Below are 16723 nucleotides of genomic sequence, written 5' to 3'. Positions count from 1 at the left end.
GCAATGAGATGGGATTTGTATTAAAAAATACTTAATATTTTTTCATGAAATAGTATTTATTGTTGGTTTTTAAAATAAATAAATAGCTGTATTCCAGTTTTTTAAATTCTAAAAGTGGATTAATGCTTTAAAACCATAAAGCCATGATTCAAATCTTTGGCATGCTACTTGAATATACTTAATCAAATAAGTAAAAAAGCGAAAGCCGAAAAGCTCAAGAGTAGGCAAAATTCAAAATAGATATATCATGAAAAAAATTACCTTTTTAGTAGCTAGTATCTTCGTATTTGGAGGTAGTGTAGCAAACGCAGCAGAAAAAATCGATTTTTCTGTCGAAAGAAGATCTCCAGTAGATTTTAGAAATGCCGACCCAATTGTTTTTACAGAAAGAGGAATTGAGTTCTTCGTGTTCCCTGACGGACAATTGGATTTTAATACTCGCCCTACAACTGGTCGAGATGTGTATTACAAATCAAACAGAAAAAATGGTGTAAACAAAACGTATGGTGCGCCAGCCAATATTCGAAACGGGAATTATGGTGTAAAGGTAGAACACGATAACAGGGGTCGAGTTAGACAAGTGGGAAATGTGTTTATTAACTATGATGCTAACGACAGAGTAAAACGAATTGGGTCTGTTTACATGACGTACAATCGTTATGCATTAGAACAAGTAGGGGGTTTACAGATTGTCTACAACCTTCGTGGTCAAATTGTTGATACAATAGGAGCTGTAAAAGGTGGTAGAAGCTACGAATACAGCCAAAACAACGATTATGAATATGGAAATGGCCAAAATTCAAGCGATCAAGATGACTATTACTATAGAACGAATGACCCAAAAGTCAAAAAACAAGATGCTAGAGTAGTAGGAAGTGTAGATATCAGCATTAATAAAAGATTTTAGTTTGTTTAAATGATTGGTTTAAAAAATCCCGTTGATATTCGTATCAGCGGGATTTTTGTTTGAAGCTATTTCCTGCTATCGGCTGTATCTTTTTAGAAGGCTAGGAAAAATAGTCTTCTAAAAAGGATGCCGCTTCTATCAGGGCTAATTCCTGCAATTTACAAATCATCATCACTCAGAATATTCAAACGGGAAATCTATTTTACAGAATTAAATCGTTTAGTGAGACTTGTTTTATTCACAGCCGTCAATTCCACAACTAGTTCCGTCAGTTGTGTTTTGCAGGATGATTTTAGAACGAAATTGACCTTCTTCCCATGCTTTTTCTAAAGTTTTCAGAAATACCTCAGAAGGTTGTGCGCCTGAAACAGCATATTTATTATCAATTACAAAAAACGGAACGCCAGTTACGCCAATAGCATGAGCTTCTTCCTGGTCCTGCTGTACGGCATCGGCATACATATTAGAGTTTAAAACTTCTTCAATAGCTTCGAATTCCAGACCCACTTCCAGACCTAATTCTTTCAGGGTGACTAAATCATTTACATTTTTACCGTCAGTTAAATATGCTTTGAATAGTACTTCCTCTAGTTGGTTGGAAAGATGATGCTTTTTTGCTAAATGCAACAAACGATGTGCATGCAATGAATTTGCAAGAATTGCTTTTTCAAAATGAAAATCTAATCCTGATGCTTTTGCATTTTGCGTCATATTTTGTACCATAGTTTTAGCCCAGTCTGTATTTTTTTGGTATTTCTCGGCCAGATGGTCAATAATGCTCTCATTTGGTGTTGCTGAAAAGCTAGGGTCTAGCTGAAAACTTTTCCATTCTATAGCAACAGAGTCTTTATTCTCGAATTGGGATAACGCTTCTTCTAATTTTCTTTTTCCAATGTAGCAAAAAGGACACATTACATCCGACCAAATTTGTATTTTTAATTCATTTCCCATTTCCATATTGCTTTTATTTTGGCTAGGCCAAAGGGGTTGTTAGGACGCAAAATTAAGCAAATGTTATTTTAGCTGTTTTTATTTTAGGTTTTTATTAGGAAAGGCGAATGGTTGGTCTTCGGAGTTCTCAATTGCTAGTGTTTCTTTAAAGCAGTAAGAATTGGGCATAAAAAAAGCTCCCAAATACTAATATTGGAAGCCTTTTATGTTTTAATAAATGTTTTTTTAGTCTCTAGTTACTAAAGCGTCTTGTTTCCAAGTTTTAACAGAAGCGATTCTGTTATCAGAATAATCTACTTCGCTTAAGTTACTGTCATTCCAAAAAAGCCATTTTCCGGTTTTAGTACCATTTTCATAATTACCAATAGATTTTTTGTTTCCATTTGTATCGTATGAAGTCCAAGTTCCTTCCAGTTTTCCATTTTTAAAGAAACCTTCTTGTTGTACTTTTCCGTTTTCAAAGTAGTAAGTTGTTTTTACTAACTCACCTACAGCTTCTAATTTTGGATTGTTTTCTTGAGCAAATGCTATTCCTGAGAAGAGTAATGCGGTTAAAATTATATATTTTTTCATATCGTTTAGATTTTAAATTCATAATAGCTTAACAAATATATAAAAGATTTTACATTAATAGAACTTTAAGTTAACAATTTAGTAACATTGAATAAAAACTTAACATTGGAAATTAAATTTTCAATAATAATCTCGCACTAAAAAATGATATTTCTCAATTCATTATTCATAATTAGTCCTAAATTTGCACCCGAGCCTAAAAGGCAAAACAATCTAAAATTAGAATAATGTATAGAAGTCATAATTGTGGCGAATTGAATGCCTCACATATTAATACAGAAGTTACACTTGCGGGATGGGTTCAAAAATCACGTGATAAAGGATTTATGAACTGGGTTGATTTACGCGACCGTTATGGAATTACGCAATTAATTTTCGACGAAGGTCGTTCAGAAAAATCAGTTTTTGAACTGGCTAAAACTCTTGGTCGTGAATTTGTAATTCAGGTAAAAGGAACTGTTATTGAGCGTGAAGCCAAAAATAAAAACATGGCTACCGGTGAAATAGAAATTTTAGTTACTCAACTTACTATTCTTAACGCTTCACTTACGCCTCCTTTTACAATTGAAGATGAAACGGATGGTGGCGAAGACATCAGAATGAAATACCGTTACCTTGACATTCGAAGAAATCCGGTGAAAAATAGTTTGATGTTTCGTCATAAAGTAGCCATGGAAGTGCGTAAATATCTTTCGGATTTGGATTTCTGTGAAGTAGAAACGCCGTATTTGATTAAATCTACTCCCGAAGGGGCTAGAGATTTTGTGGTCCCTTCCAGAATGAACGAAGGACAGTTTTATGCATTGCCGCAATCTCCGCAAACGTTCAAACAATTGTTGATGGTAGGTGGAATGGATAAATATTTTCAAATCGTGAAATGTTTCCGTGACGAAGATTTACGTGCTGACAGACAACCGGAATTTACACAAATCGATTGCGAAATGGCTTTTGTGGAACAAGAAGATATTTTGAATGTTTTCGAAGGATTGACAAGACATTTATTAAAAGAAATAAAAGGTATAGAAGTACAGAAATTCCCAAAAATTACCTATGAATATGCGATGAAAACCTACGGAAATGACAAGCCGGATATCCGTTTCGGAATGGAGTTTGGAGAATTAAATGAAGTAGCACAACACAAAGAATTTCCGGTTTTTAATGCTGCGGAATTTGTGGTTGGTATTGCAGTTCCTGGAGTTGGAAATTATACTCGCAAGGAAATTGATGGATTAATTGACTGGGTTAAGCGTCCTCAAGTAGGTGCATCCGGAATGGTCTATGTAAAATGTAATGAAGATGGAACCTATAAATCATCCGTAGATAAATTCTATGATCAAGACGATTTAACACAATGGGCAAAAATCACTGGTGCAAAACCCGGAGATATGATTTTTGTACTTTCTGGTCCAGCTGATAAAACTCGTGCACAATTAAGTGCATTGCGTATGGAATTAGCAACTCGATTAGGATTAAGAAATCCAGCTGAATTTGCGCCGCTTTGGGTGGTTGATTTTCCATTATTGGAATTTGATGAAGAAAGTGGTCGTTACCATGCGATGCACCATCCGTTTACTTCTCCAAAACCGGAAGATATGCACTTATTAGAAACAGACCCAGGGAAAGTTCGTGCCAATGCGTATGATATGGTTTTGAATGGAAATGAAATTGGCGGAGGCTCAATTCGTATTCATGATAAAGCTACACAACAATTAATGTTTAAGTATTTGGGATTTACAGAGGAAGATGCGAAAGCGCAATTCGGATTCTTGATGGATGCATTTCAGTTTGGTGCGCCACCTCATGGAGGTTTAGCTTTTGGATTGGATAGATTGGTTGCTATTCTTGGAGGGCAAGAAACAATCCGGGACTTTATCGCTTTCCCAAAAAACAATTCCGGAAGGGATGTTATGATCGATGCGCCATCTGTAATTGATGAATCACAGTTAAAAGAGCTGCATATAAAATTAGCTTAGTTGTAGTTGGTCGGAATAATTTGTTAGAAAACGTTGAATATCAATATTTTTACAAAATAAAAACAGAAGATAGCATTTCGTATTATATTAAATATTACATTTGCTTCATTATAAATTATTATTACAATTACAATGCGTACAGGTACAGTTAAATTTTTCAATGAGTCTAAAGGTTACGGATTCATTACAGACGAAGAAACAGGAAAAGACATTTTTGTTCATGCATCAGGAATCAACGCGGAAGAATTACGCGAAGGTGACAGAGTAAGTTATGAAGAAGAAGAAGGAAGAAAAGGAAAAGTTGCTGCGAAAGTAGCAGTTATCTAAGCATAAAAAATTAATTTTTTTTGCCTACGAATGGTAAAAACGTTTCGATTTATATCGGAACGTTTTTTTTTGTACCTATAAAATCCGAAAAAATAAGCGTAGTATTTAAGATTGTTAAATAAAATAAACGTTAAACACATCTTAAGAAAATGGCCTTTTCTTATTTATAATTAATAAAAATTGTAAATTTACATCGATATAGTTAGGATGTATTTTTAAGTTTTAATTGTTATTTAATAATTTGAAAGTTATCTTTGCGACTTACTCTTAATCAAAAAACACACAATATGCAATCGGATCAATTAAATTATATTCCAATTCTCATGCAGTTTATTTTGGCTGTAGGTTTTGTTGTTGGTACTATATTGGTTTCAGGTAAATTAGGTCCTAAACGTTCGTCTGAAGCAAAGGATAAAAACTTTGAATGTGGTATTGAATCTGTTGGAAATGCGAGAATTCCTTTTTCAGTTAAATATTTTCTAGTAGCCATCTTGTTTGTTTTGTTTGATGTTGAGGTGATTTTCTTGTATCCATGGGCAATCAACTTCAAGGAATTGGGAATGGAAGGAATGGTGAAAATGGTGATTTTTATGATGTTGCTTTTGGTGGGTTTCTTTTACATCATCAAAAAGAAAGCGTTAGAGTGGGAGTAAAGATTTATTTTAAATGCTGAATTTTGAATTTTAAAATAGGTTTACTATTGATTCAGAATTTATAATTCAAAAAAAATACAAAATGAGTGATTCAAATATAAATATGGTTGCCCCTCCGGAAGGTGTTGTTGGTGAAGGTTTCTTCGCTACAAAACTGAACGATGTTGTGGGATTGGCTCGTGCAAATTCATTGTGGCCTTTGCCTTTTGCAACATCTTGTTGCGGTATTGAATTTATGGCAACGATGGCTTCGCATTATGATTTGGCACGTTTTGGTTCGGAACGAGTGAGTTTTTCTCCTCGTCAAGCGGATATGCTAATGGTAATGGGGACGATTTCGAAAAAAATGGCGCCAATTTTACGTCAGGTTTATGAACAAATGTCAGAACCTCGTTGGGTTATCGCTGTTGGAGCTTGTGCTTCATCTGGTGGAATTTTTGATACTTATTCTGTTTTGCAAGGGATTGATAAAGTAATTCCGGTTGATGTTTATGTTCCGGGTTGTCCGCCAAGACCAGAACAAATTGTTGACGGTGTTATGAAATTGCAAGAATTGGTTAAAACGGAATCAGTAAGAAGAAGAAGTTCTCCTGAATACCAAGAATTATTAGCTTCTTATAACATCAAATAAATAATGGCGCTAGAAACGATACAAATCCAAGAAAAATTAGTTGAAACATTTGATTCAGCTGTTTTTGAATTCAATCAGGAAAAAGATATATTTTCATTTGAAGTTGCTGCTGATAAAATTACGGCGGTCATTCTTTTTTTGAAAAATGACCCAACATTACGTTTTCATTTTTTAACTGATTTGTGCGGGATTCACTATCCTGACAATGATGTTGACCATCAATTTGCAGTGGTATATCATCTACATAATTGGTACGAAAACAAAAGGATTAAAATTAAAGCGTTTATCAACGGTGAAAATCCAGAAATAAAAACGATATCAAATATTTTCTTAAGTTCTAACTGGATGGAAAGAGAAACGTATGATTTTTATGGGATAAACTTTATTGGTCATCCACAATTGAAACGTATTTTGAATATGGATGAAATGATTTCTTTTCCAATGCGTAAGGAATTTCCAATGGAAGACAGCGGAAGAACTGATAAAGATGACCGTTTCTTTGGAAGAACAACAGACAATTATTAAAAACACACACTATTATAATTTTTCACATTAAATAAATGTCAGAACTATTATTACCACCAGAGCATCGCTATGCTAAAAGAATAAAAGAACAACTAAATGAAGATGGAAGCGAGCTTTCGATCCTAAATTTAGGGCCAACTCACCCAGCTACACACGGTATTTTTCAAAATATCTTGTTGATGGATGGAGAAAGAATATTGGAAGCGGAACCAACCATTGGTTACATTCACAGAGCTTTTGAAAAAATCGCCGAAAATCGTCCTTTTTACCAAATCACGCCTCTTACTGATAGAATGAACTACTGTTCATCTCCAATAAATAATATGGGTTGGTGGATGACATTAGAAAAATTATTGGATATTGAAGTTCCTAAAAGAGCACAGTATTTGAGAGTCATCGTAATGGAGTTGGCAAGAATCACGGATCATATTATCTGTAATTCAATCCTTGGTGTGGATACCGGAGCGTATACCGGATTTTTATACGTGTTCCAATTTAGAGAAAAAGTTTACGAAATCTACGAAGAAATTTGTGGTGCGCGTTTAACAACGAATATGGGAAGAATTGGTGGTTTCGAAAGAGATTGGTCACCAGAAGCTTTTAGAAAATTAGATGTGTTTTTAGAAGAATTTCCAGCAGCTTGGAAAGAATTTGAAAACTTATTTGAAAGAAATAGAATTTTTATTGACAGAACTGTAAATGTTGGAGCAATAACTGCTGAACAAGCTATGGCTTATGGGTTTACAGGTCCAAATTTACGTGCTGCAGGTGTTGATTATGATGTTCGTGTAGCACAACCTTATTCTTCTTACGAAGATTTTGATTTTATTATTCCTGTTGGAAAATCAGGCGATACTTACGATCGTTTTTGTGTTCGTAATGCCGAAGTTTGGGAGAGTTTGAGTATCATTCGTCAAGCATTGGCAAAAATGCCGGAAGGGAATGACTTTCATGCTGATGTTCCGGATTATTACCTTCCTCCAAAAGAAGATGTATACACAAGTATGGAATCATTGATTTACCATTTCAAAATTGTTATGGGTGAAGTTCCTGTTCCAGTTGCTGAAATATACCATCCTGTTGAAGGTGGAAACGGAGAGCTAGGTTTTTATTTGGTTACTGACGGAAGTCGAACTCCTTATAGATTGCATTTCCGCAGACCTTGTTTTATTTACTACCAAGCGTATCCAGAAATGATTAAAGGTTCATTACTATCGGATGCAATTGTTATTTTGTCAAGTTTAAATGTTATTGCCGGAGAGTTAGACGCTTAAAAGATATCAGATTGTTAATTAACGATTTTAGATTTCAGATTTAAAAAAAATGGAAAGAACTTATCACAAACAAGAAATAAATATGACCGAAGCATTGATGACCCGCATCAATGAATTAATCAGTCATTATCCTGAAGACAAAAGAAAATCGGCATTATTGCCTGTTTTGCATGAAGTTCAAGATGCTCACGAGAATTGGTTGAGTATTGAATTAATGAATAAAGTAGCCGAAATCCTTTTGATTAAACCAATTGAAGTTTACGAAGTAGTTTCGTTTTATACGATGTACAACCAAAGACCAGTTGGAAAATACATGTTTGAATTTTGTCAAACTTCTCCTTGTTGTTTGAATGGAGTAGAGGATTTAATGGATTATACCTGTGAGAAATTAGGTGTAAAAGTAGGGGAGCCTACGCCAGACGGTCTTTTTGAAGTTAGAGGAGTTGAATGCTTAGGTGCTTGTGGTTACGCTCCGATGATGCAATTAGGCGATTTTTACAAAGAGCATTTGACAGCAGCAAAAATCGACCAGTTAATTGAAGATTGCAAAAACGATACAATAATATTACACGATAAATAATATGTCACAAAAAATATTATTAGATAAAATAAATATTCCAGGAATTAAAACCTACGAAGTGTACCGTCAAAACGGTGGTTATGCTTCAGTAGAAAAAGCCTTAAAAACATTAACGCCAGACGAAGTGGTCGAAGAAGTGAAAACTTCAGGATTACGTGGTCGTGGTGGAGCAGGTTTCCCAGCAGGAATGAAATGGAGTTTTATTGATAAAAAATCAGGAAAACCAAGACATTTAGTTTGTAATGCGGATGAATCTGAACCGGGAACTTTCAAAGACCGTTATTTGATGGAATTTATTCCTCATTTATTGATTGAGGGAATGATTACTTCCAGTTATGCATTGGGTGCAAACCTATCTTATATCTACATTCGTGGAGAATACATGTGGGTTTATAAAATATTGGAAAGAGCCATTAATGAAGCAAAAGCTGCTGGATTTTTGGGTAAAAATATATTAGGTTCAGGATACGATTTAGAACTTTATGTTCATTGTGGTGCCGGAGCTTACATTTGTGGTGAAGAAACTGCATTAATCGAATCCTTGGAAGGTAAAAGAGGAAATCCTCGTATCAAACCACCCTTTCCTGCTATTTCAGGACTTTGGGCAAATCCAACGGTTGTAAATAATGTAGAAACAATTGCCGCTGTGCCTTGGATTGTAAATAATTCAGGTGCAGAATATGCTAAAATTGGTATTGGTCGTTCTACAGGAACCAAATTAATTTCAGCATCTGGGCATATCAAAAACCCAGGTGTTTACGAAATTGAATTGGGTTTAAGTGTTTACGAATTCATGAATTCTGATGAATATTTAGGTGGAATGAGTTCTGACCGACCTTTAAAAGCATTTGTACCGGGAGGAAGTTCTGTTCCCGTTTTACCTGCGAATTTAATTTATAAAACGGCAAACGGTGAAGATCGTTTGATGTCATACGAATCATTAAGTGACGGTGGATTTGCTACAGGATCTATGTTAGGATCAGGTGGATTTATCGTTTATAATGATACGTCTTGTATCGTTCGTAATACTTGGAATTTCTCTCGCTTTTATCACCATGAAAGTTGTGGACAATGTTCTCCGTGTCGTGAAGGAACAGGCTGGATGGAAAAAGTATTGCACCGAATCGAAAATGGTCACGGTCGTGAAGAAGATATCGATTTGCTTTTGAGCATTCAAAGTAAAATTGAAGGAAATACCATTTGTCCTTTAGGTGACGCAGCAGCTTGGCCAGTGGCAGCAGCAATTCGTCATTTTAGAGAAGAGTTTGAATACCATATTCGTTTCCCGGAAAAAATAAAACATAGAAATCATTTTGTTGCTGAACCTTTTGAAAAAGTAAAGCATTTAGTTTCTAAAGTAATCGTATAAAGTCAAGAATTTCAGAAAATGAAAGTAACCATAGACGGTCAAAGCATAGAAGTAGAACCAGGAACAACAATCCTGCAGGCAGCACGTATGATAGGTGGAGAAGTAGTTCCGCCAGCGATGTGCTATTATTCTAAACTAAAAGGTAGCGGTGGAAAATGCCGTTGTTGTTTAGTTGAAGTTTCCAAAGGAAGTGAAGCCGACCCAAGACCAATGCCTAAATTAATGGCATCTTGTGTAACCGGTTGTATGGACGGAATGGAAGTGAACAGCAAATCTTCACCAAGAGTAACCGAAGCCAGAAAATCTGTAACGGAATTTTTATTGATTAATCACCCATTAGATTGTCCTGTTTGTGATCAGGCAGGAGAATGTGATTTGCAAAATTTAAGCTTTGAGCACGGGAAATCAGAAACTCGTTTTATCGAAGAAAAAAGAACTTTTGAGCCAGAAAATATTGGTCCAAATATTCAATTACACATGAACCGTTGTATTCTTTGTTACCGTTGTGTAATGGTTGCAGATCAGTTGACTGACGATCGTGTACACGGAGTAATGGATAGAGGAGATCATTCTAATATATCAACTTGTATCTCGAAAGCGGTTGATAATGAGTTTTCTGGAAATATGATTGATGTTTGTCCAGTAGGAGCTTTAACTGATAAAACATTTAGATTTAAATCTAGAGTTTGGTTCAGCAAGCCTTATAATGCGCATAGAGATTGCCCTACCTGTTCTGGGAAAACTACTGTTTGGATGTTTGGTGACGAAATCCAACGTGTTACCGGAAGAAAAGATGAGTACCATGAAGTGGATGAATTTATTTGTAATGGATGTCGTTTTGACCACAAAGACATTGCAGATTGGACTATTGAAGGACCAAGAGCATTTGAAAAAGATTCGGTTATCAACCAAAATAAATACAACAGAAAATTACAAAAAGTGGAAATCGCTACTGAAGAAAATATCCTTTTAGGTAGAGAAGAAGACCGTAAGAAAATAAGCATGGTCGAAATTCCATTGACAGAAGAAGACATTATTAATCAAAAAAACTTGGGTAATAATGGATAATGTATTTATCATAGAAAAAAGTGTCATCATTATTGCAGTTTTTGCTTTGACAATGTTGATGGCAATGTATTCCACATGGGCTGAACGAAAAGTTGCCGCTTGGCTTCAAGATCGTGTTGGACCAAACAGAGCAGGTCCTTTCGGATTGTTTCAACCGCTTGCTGATGGTTTGAAATTATTTTCTAAAGAAGAATTTGAACCAAATACTCCTAACAGATTTTTGTTTTTTGTAGGTCCTGCAATCGCAATGAGTACCGCTTTAATGACTAGTGCCGTAATTCCTTGGGGAGACAGGCTGCATTTGTTTGGAAGAGATATTTTATTGCAGGCAACTGATTTAAACATAGGATTATTATACTTTTTTGGAGTTGTTTCAGTGGGTGTTTACGGAATAATGATTGGTGGTTGGGCATCTAATAATAAGTTCTCTTTGATGGGTGCGGTTCGTGCTGCTTCGCAAATGGTATCTTATGAAGTTGCCATGGGACTTTCGATGATTGCTTTGTTAATGATGACCGGAACGTTGAGTTTAAGGGAAATTTCGGCGCAACAAGCAGGTATGAACTGGAATGTTTTCTACCAACCATTATCTTTTATTATATTTTTAATTTGTGCTTTTGCAGAAACAAACAGAACTCCTTTTGACTTAGCGGAATGCGAAAGTGAATTAATTGGAGGATATCACACCGAATATTCATCTATGAAAATGGGATTCTACTTATTTGCTGAATATGCGAATATGTTTATCTCTTCTACGATTTTGGCGGTTTTATTCTTTGGAGGATATAATTATCCTGGAATGAGTTGGGTGGTTGAAAATTGGGGTGTAAATATTGCCAACATTTTAGGATTTGGTGCTTTGTTTATCAAATTATGTGGATTCATCTTTTTCTATATGTGGGTTCGTTGGACTATTCCAAGATTCAGATACGATCAATTGATGCATTTGGGTTGGAGAATTTTAATTCCATTGTCAATCATTAATATTATAATTACTGGAATTGTAATTTTGAGAGCAGAAATTGCTACTTATTTAGGATTTTAATTAGTACCGAAAAAGCCCTAGCCCTGATAGCAGTGGAAATCCTTTATTGTTTTTTCTTTGAAAACAATAAAGATTGAAACGAATAGCAGGATTAAGCTTCAAATAAAAATAAAAAATGTCAATAGAAAGTATATCCTTATCGGGAAGAAAAAAGCAGGTCTCTAACAAGGAGATGACTTTTTGGGAAAGAATGTATCTTGTTGCGATTGTCAAAGGTTTGATAATTACGATTCAGCATTTGTTCACCAGAAAAGTAACGATTCAATATCCGGAGCAAGTACGTGAAATGAGTCCGGTGTATCGCGGTCAGCACATGTTGAAACGTGATGAGCAAGGTCGTGAGAACTGTACGGCTTGTGGTTTATGTGCGTTGTCTTGTCCTGCAGAAGCGATTACGATGAAAGCTGAAGAGCGCAGAGCAGATGAAAAACATTTGTACAGAGAAGAAAAATATGCGTCGATTTATGAAATCAATATGTTGCGTTGTATTTTTTGTGGATTGTGTGAAGAGGCTTGTCCGAAAGATGCAATTTACCTGACGACTTCTAAAGTATTGGTTCCTTCCAGTTATGAAAGAGAAGATTTTATCTTTGGAAAAGATAAATTGGTCATGCCGCTTGAAATGGCAATGAAAAACGCTCAACTTAAAAACGCTAACTAATGTCTACGATACTTATAATTTTTTGTGTATTGGCTGCTATCACATTAGCAACCGCATTTTTGACAATTTTTAGCAGAAATCCGATTCACAGCGCTATCTATTTAGTGATTTGTTTTTTTTCGATTGCAGGTCATTATCTATTATTGAATTCTCAATTCTTGGCGATAGTCCATATTATTGTATATTCTGGAGCAATTATGATTTTGTTTTTATTCACCATCATGTTGATGAATTTAAATGAGGAAAGAGAAGTACACCGACCAAGAATTACGCGATTAGGAGCTATTGTTTCTTTTTGTTTGATTTGTTTAGTTTTGATTGCCATTTTTATCAATTCAAAACCTATTGTTGGAGAATACGTAACTACCGGTGAAGATTATCAGTCTATAAAAGTATTGGGTAAAATCTTGCTGAATGAATATATGGTTCCGTTTGAATTTGCTTCTATATTACTGTTGGTTGCTATGATTGGAACTGTTTTATTGTCTAAAAAAGAAAAATTGCAAAAATAAGATGAACAATATTTTAAACCACATTGGTATTGAAAATTATATATTCCTAAGCGTAATACTTTTTTGTATTGGCGTTTTCGGAGTGTTGTACAGACGAAATGCCATTATCGTATTTATGTCAATTGAAATTATGCTGAATGCAGTAAACTTATTGTTTGTAGCATTTTCGACCTATCATCAAGATGCGCAAGGACAAGTTTTTGTGTTCTTTTCGATGGCTGTTGCTGCGGCAGAAGTTGCGGTAGGATTGGCGATTCTGGTTTCTATCTTTAGAAATTTAGGTTCAATTACTATCGATAATTTAAAAAACTTAAAAGGATAAATGGAAATGAATACCAATATAGCTTTAGTTTTAGTTCTCGCTCCTTTTTTAGGATTTTTAATCAATGTTTTCTTTGGCAAAAGCCTTGGAAAATCACTTTCCGGAATAATAGGAACGCTTTCGGTTTTGGTTTCTTTTATTGCAACTGCTTACTTCTTTGGGGGAATAGCGGCAAAACCGGAAGGAATTCGTATTTCACTTTTTGACTGGATCCAAATCAGTAATTTCAATGTTGATTTTGGATTTCAATTAGACCAATTGTCTATTTTGTGGTTGCTTTTCGTAACTGGAATTGGGTCCTTGATTCATTTGTATTCCATCAGTTACATGCACGATGATGAAAATATGCACAAGTTTTTCGCGTATTTAAATCTGTTTATATTCTTCATGATTACATTAGTAATTGGAAGTAACTTATTAGTATTGTTCATTGGTTGGGAAGGCGTAGGTCTTTGTTCTTATCTGTTAATTGGATTTTGGCATAAAAACCAAGAGTACAATGACGCTGCAAAGAAAGCATTCATCATGAACCGAATCGGTGATTTAGGGTTGTTAGTTGGAATTTTCATTCTTGGAAATTTATTCTCAACTTTAGATTATGCTACTTTAAAAACGGCTATTGCTGGTGCAACGAATCTTGATATGTATTGGCTTTCTGTTGCTGCTTTCGCTTTATTCATTGGAGCTTGTGGTAAATCAGCACAAATTCCATTGTATACTTGGTTACCGGATGCGATGGCAGGTCCAACACCAGTTTCGGCATTGATTCACGCGGCTACGATGGTTACTGCGGGAATTTTTATGATTACAAGATTAAATTTCTTATTTGATTTGACTCCAGATGTGCAATCGATAATTGCTATAGTTGGAGCTGTTACTGCTTTAGTTGCTGCTACGATTGGATTGGTTCAAAATGATATCAAGAAAGTATTGGCTTATTCTACCGTTTCTCAATTGGGATTAATGTTTTTGGCTTTAGGTTTAGGCGCTTATGAAGTGGCTGTTTTCCACGTAATCACGCACGCTTTCTTCAAAGCTTGTTTGTTCTTGGGTTCAGGTTCTGTAATTCACGCTTTGCACGGAGAACAAGACATGCGAAATATGGGCGGCTTGAAAAAAGCAATGCCAATTACTTTTGCTACGATGTTGATTGCTTCATTAGCGATTTCTGGAGTACCATTATTCTCAGGATTTTTCTCGAAAGACGAAATCTTATTAGTGGCTTTCCATCATAATATTCCGTTATGGGTTGTGGCTTCGGTTGCTTCTATAATGACTGCTTTTTATATGTTCCGTTTAATGTTCTTAACGTTCTTCCAAGAATTCAGAGGAACCGCAGAACAAAAACACCATTTGCATGAAAGTCCTTCTTTGATTACTATTCCTTTGATTGTTTTAGCAATTTTGGCAACTATCGGTGGTTTGATCAGTTTACCAGGAAACAGTTGGTTGAATGAATATTTGATTCCAATTTTACCAAAATTAGCAACCGCTGAACACCATTTAGGAACTACTGAATATATCTTGATGGCTATTGCTGTTGTGGGTGGATTAGTAGGAATTGGTATTGCTTACGCCAAATATATCAAACAAAATACAGTTCCGACTGAAGATGCTGCAATCACAGGATTTTCTAGAGTGCTTTACAATAAATATTATGTTGATGAATTTTATGACGTTATTTTTGTTAAACCAATTAATTTCTTGTCTCGTTTTTTCAGAGACACTGTAGAAACAGGTTTGTCAGCTTTAGTTTTTGGATTCGGAAAAGTTACCAACGAAATAAGTTACCAAGGAAAGAAAATTCAAAATGGAAGCATTGGTCTTTATCTTTTTGTTTTCGTATTAGGGCTTTGTGCCATTGTTTCTTATTTATTTTTAGCTCAATAATCTTATACTATGAATGTATCTCTAATATTAATTATACTTTTGGTTGGTGCGTTTGCAACTTTTCTTGCAGGCGATAAACTGGCTTCAAAAGTGGCTTTGTTCTTTGGATTAGCTGCTGCAGGCGCTTCTATTGTATTATTAAATCACTATAATTTAGGTGAAAATATCAGTTTCATCAATCAGTGGATTACGCAACCTAATATTTCTTTTGCTCTAAAAGCAGACGGATTATCAATGGCAATGCTTTTATTGACCACAGTTTTGACTCCAATAATTATATTTTCCTCTTTTGGAAATGACTATAAAAATTCAAAATCATTTTATGCGTTAATCTTGTTTATGTCGTTTGCAATGGCAGGAACATTCTTGGCATCAGACGGTCTTTTGTATTACATTTTCTGGGAATTATCGTTGATTCCTATTTACTTTATCGCTTTAATTTGGGGTAACGGAGACACAGAAGAACGCAAAAAAGCAGTAGTTAAATTCTTTATCTACACCTTAGCAGGTTCTTTATTTATGTTAGTGGCTTTTGTTTACATGTATCAAAAAGCAGGAAGCCTTTTATTAGAAGATTTATACAAATTGAATCTAACAGCAAACGAGCAATTATGGATATTCTTGGCTTTCTTCTTAGCATATGCGATTAAGATTCCATTAATTCCTTTTCACACTTGGCAAGCAAATGTGTATCAAAAAGCACCAACTGTTGGGACAATGCTTTTGTCTGGTATCATGCTAAAAATGGGATTATATAGTGTTATTCGTTGGCAATTGCCATTGGCGCCATTGGCAGCCAAAGAGTACATGTATATTTTCATAGGACTTGGAATTGCAGGTGTTATTTACGGTTCTATAGTTGCTTTGAAACAGAAAGATTTAAAGAAATTATTAGCCTATTCTTCTTTGGCACACGTTGGATTAATAGCAGCAGGAACGTACACTTTGACTTTAGACGGATTGCGTGGAGCAGTTTTACAAATGATTGCACACGGATTTGTAGTTGTTGGATTGTTTTATGCAGCTGAAATTATTTTCAGAAGATACGAAACCAGAGCCATTGCTGAAATGGGCGGTATCCGTACGCAATCACCAAAATTCACTTCGATGATTTTAATTTTGGTATTAGCATCTGTTGCTTTGCCTACTACTTTTAACTTTATTGGAGAATTCACCGTTTTATACAGTCTTTCACAAATTAATATTTGGTTTGCCATTTTAGGAGGAACTACCATAATTTTAGGAGCGTATTATATGTTGAAAATGTTTCAACATGCGATGTTGGGAGAAACAAATACAAAGCCTTTTGCTGATGTGACTGTCAATGAAGGAATAACATTGGTACTTATAATTGGTGTTTTGTTCTTTTTTGGGATGTATCCAAAACCAATTACCGATTTGATTACGCCAAGTCTGGAAGAAATTTTAACTCAAATAAACCGAATTAACTAAGTCAAATAAA

18 protein-coding genes are annotated in these 16723 nt (G+C 35.0%); 16 read left to right on the top strand and 2 right to left on the bottom strand.

The window, feature by feature from the left end:
* The first annotated feature begins 247 nt into the window (after nucleotides 1-247).
* Complete coding sequence (locus BC952_RS01265; RefSeq protein ID WP_121363914.1) at nucleotides 248-907, top strand: hypothetical protein; 660 nt, start codon at nucleotides 248-250, stop codon at nucleotides 905-907.
* Nucleotides 908-1141: 234 nt separating this feature from the next.
* Here the strand turns inward: BC952_RS01265 and BC952_RS01260 are convergent, their stop codons facing one another.
* Nucleotides 1142-1858, bottom strand: coding sequence for a DsbA family oxidoreductase (locus BC952_RS01260; RefSeq protein WP_121364899.1), 717 nt, complete (start codon nucleotides 1856-1858; stop codon nucleotides 1142-1144).
* A 225-nt stretch (nucleotides 1859-2083) separates the two neighbouring features.
* Complete coding sequence (locus BC952_RS01255; RefSeq protein WP_121363913.1) at nucleotides 2084-2431, bottom strand: toxin-antitoxin system YwqK family antitoxin; 348 nt, start codon at nucleotides 2429-2431, stop codon at nucleotides 2084-2086.
* A gap of 227 nt (nucleotides 2432-2658) precedes the next feature.
* On the opposite strand from BC952_RS01255, the gene aspS reads away from it, so the two are divergent.
* From aspS to BC952_RS01180, 15 genes are all read left to right on the top strand, one after another.
* Entirely contained in the window at nucleotides 2659-4404 is a 1746-nt protein-coding gene (gene aspS, locus BC952_RS01250) for an aspartate--tRNA ligase (RefSeq protein ID WP_121363912.1), read from the top strand.
* 132 nt (nucleotides 4405-4536) lie between these two features.
* Nucleotides 4537-4731, top strand: a complete 195-nt coding sequence (locus tag BC952_RS01245) for a cold-shock protein (protein ID WP_007137066.1) — start codon at nucleotides 4537-4539, stop codon at nucleotides 4729-4731.
* 287 nt (nucleotides 4732-5018) lie between these two features.
* A complete protein-coding gene (locus BC952_RS01240; protein WP_113636412.1) occupies nucleotides 5019-5384 on the top strand; it encodes an NADH-quinone oxidoreductase subunit A in 366 nt (121 codons plus the stop codon).
* A gap of 82 nt (nucleotides 5385-5466) precedes the next feature.
* Nucleotides 5467-6015: an NADH-quinone oxidoreductase subunit B gene (locus tag BC952_RS01235; protein WP_066335808.1), complete on the top strand. Its 549-nt coding sequence runs from the start codon at nucleotides 5467-5469 to the stop codon at nucleotides 6013-6015.
* Nucleotides 6016-6018: 3 nt separating this feature from the next.
* Nucleotides 6019-6540 carry an NADH-quinone oxidoreductase subunit C gene (locus BC952_RS01230; protein ID WP_091172435.1) on the top strand — a complete coding sequence of 174 codons (522 nt, stop codon included), beginning with the start codon at nucleotides 6019-6021 and terminating at the stop codon, nucleotides 6538-6540.
* Between the two features lie 35 nt (nucleotides 6541-6575).
* Entirely contained in the window at nucleotides 6576-7814 is a 1239-nt protein-coding gene (locus BC952_RS01225; RefSeq protein ID WP_121363911.1) for an NADH-quinone oxidoreductase subunit D, read from the top strand.
* Nucleotides 7815-7863: 49 nt separating this feature from the next.
* A complete protein-coding gene (locus tag BC952_RS01220) occupies nucleotides 7864-8394 on the top strand; it encodes a complex I 24 kDa subunit family protein (RefSeq protein ID WP_121363910.1) in 531 nt (176 codons plus the stop codon).
* A gap of 1 nt (nucleotide 8395) precedes the next feature.
* Nucleotides 8396-9763: an NADH-quinone oxidoreductase subunit NuoF gene (gene nuoF / locus BC952_RS01215; protein ID WP_121363909.1), complete on the top strand. Its 1368-nt coding sequence runs from the start codon at nucleotides 8396-8398 to the stop codon at nucleotides 9761-9763.
* A gap of 18 nt (nucleotides 9764-9781) precedes the next feature.
* Complete coding sequence (locus BC952_RS01210) at nucleotides 9782-10831, top strand: NADH-quinone oxidoreductase subunit G (protein WP_121363908.1); 1050 nt, start codon at nucleotides 9782-9784, stop codon at nucleotides 10829-10831.
* On the top strand, nucleotides 10824-11876 hold the full coding sequence (nuoH, locus tag BC952_RS01205; protein ID WP_121363907.1) for an NADH-quinone oxidoreductase subunit NuoH: 1053 nt from the start codon (nucleotides 10824-10826) through the stop codon (nucleotides 11874-11876). The genes BC952_RS01210 and nuoH overlap by 8 nt, the downstream gene beginning before the upstream one ends.
* A 115-nt stretch (nucleotides 11877-11991) precedes the next feature.
* Nucleotides 11992-12537, top strand: coding sequence for a NuoI/complex I 23 kDa subunit family protein (locus BC952_RS01200; protein WP_091172451.1), 546 nt, complete (start codon nucleotides 11992-11994; stop codon nucleotides 12535-12537).
* Nucleotides 12537-13049 (top strand): NADH-quinone oxidoreductase subunit J family protein, encoded by a 513-nt coding sequence (locus BC952_RS01195; RefSeq protein ID WP_113664537.1) that lies wholly within the window; start codon nucleotides 12537-12539, stop codon nucleotides 13047-13049. The genes BC952_RS01200 and BC952_RS01195 overlap by 1 nt, the downstream gene beginning before the upstream one ends.
* 1 nt (nucleotide 13050) lies before the next feature.
* Nucleotides 13051-13371 carry an NADH-quinone oxidoreductase subunit NuoK gene (gene nuoK / locus BC952_RS01190; protein ID WP_066079401.1) on the top strand — a complete coding sequence of 107 codons (321 nt, stop codon included), beginning with the start codon at nucleotides 13051-13053 and terminating at the stop codon, nucleotides 13369-13371.
* 6 nt (nucleotides 13372-13377) lie between these two features.
* Complete coding sequence (gene nuoL, locus BC952_RS01185; RefSeq protein ID WP_121364898.1) at nucleotides 13378-15261, top strand: NADH-quinone oxidoreductase subunit L; 1884 nt, start codon at nucleotides 13378-13380, stop codon at nucleotides 15259-15261.
* Nucleotides 15262-15270: 9 nt separating this feature from the next.
* Entirely contained in the window at nucleotides 15271-16713 is a 1443-nt protein-coding gene (locus BC952_RS01180) for a complex I subunit 4 family protein (protein WP_121363906.1), read from the top strand.
* Nucleotides 16714-16723 lie beyond the last annotated feature (10 nt).

It is taken from the genome of Flavobacterium limicola, from assembly GCF_003634755.1.
In the GTDB taxonomy this organism is placed as follows: domain Bacteria; phylum Bacteroidota; class Bacteroidia; order Flavobacteriales; family Flavobacteriaceae; genus Flavobacterium; species Flavobacterium limicola.
The sequence above is the reverse complement of the archived record's forward strand: the minus strand, read 5'-3'. Positions and strand labels throughout refer to the sequence as shown.

Coding starts and splice junctions, on each gene's coding strand:
- BC952_RS01265 (WP_121363914.1), top strand. CDS start 248: ATGAAAAAAATTACCTTTTTAGTAGCTAGTATCTTCGTATTTGGAGGT.
- BC952_RS01260 (WP_121364899.1), bottom strand. CDS start 1,858: ATGGGAAATGAATTAAAAATACAAATTTGGTCGGATGTAATGTGTCCT.
- BC952_RS01255 (WP_121363913.1), bottom strand. CDS start 2,431: ATGAAAAAATATATAATTTTAACCGCATTACTCTTCTCAGGAATAGCA.
- aspS (WP_121363912.1), top strand. CDS start 2,659: ATGTATAGAAGTCATAATTGTGGCGAATTGAATGCCTCACATATTAAT.
- BC952_RS01245 (WP_007137066.1), top strand. CDS start 4,537: ATGCGTACAGGTACAGTTAAATTTTTCAATGAGTCTAAAGGTTACGGA.
- BC952_RS01240 (WP_113636412.1), top strand. CDS start 5,019: ATGCAATCGGATCAATTAAATTATATTCCAATTCTCATGCAGTTTATT.
- BC952_RS01235 (WP_066335808.1), top strand. CDS start 5,467: ATGAGTGATTCAAATATAAATATGGTTGCCCCTCCGGAAGGTGTTGTT.
- BC952_RS01230 (WP_091172435.1), top strand. CDS start 6,019: ATGGCGCTAGAAACGATACAAATCCAAGAAAAATTAGTTGAAACATTT.
- BC952_RS01225 (WP_121363911.1), top strand. CDS start 6,576: ATGTCAGAACTATTATTACCACCAGAGCATCGCTATGCTAAAAGAATA.
- BC952_RS01220 (WP_121363910.1), top strand. CDS start 7,864: ATGGAAAGAACTTATCACAAACAAGAAATAAATATGACCGAAGCATTG.
- nuoF (WP_121363909.1), top strand. CDS start 8,396: ATGTCACAAAAAATATTATTAGATAAAATAAATATTCCAGGAATTAAA.
- BC952_RS01210 (WP_121363908.1), top strand. CDS start 9,782: ATGAAAGTAACCATAGACGGTCAAAGCATAGAAGTAGAACCAGGAACA.
- nuoH (WP_121363907.1), top strand. CDS start 10,824: ATGGATAATGTATTTATCATAGAAAAAAGTGTCATCATTATTGCAGTT.
- BC952_RS01200 (WP_091172451.1), top strand. CDS start 11,992: ATGTCAATAGAAAGTATATCCTTATCGGGAAGAAAAAAGCAGGTCTCT.
- BC952_RS01195 (WP_113664537.1), top strand. CDS start 12,537: ATGTCTACGATACTTATAATTTTTTGTGTATTGGCTGCTATCACATTA.
- nuoK (WP_066079401.1), top strand. CDS start 13,051: ATGAACAATATTTTAAACCACATTGGTATTGAAAATTATATATTCCTA.
- nuoL (WP_121364898.1), top strand. CDS start 13,378: ATGAATACCAATATAGCTTTAGTTTTAGTTCTCGCTCCTTTTTTAGGA.
- BC952_RS01180 (WP_121363906.1), top strand. CDS start 15,271: ATGAATGTATCTCTAATATTAATTATACTTTTGGTTGGTGCGTTTGCA.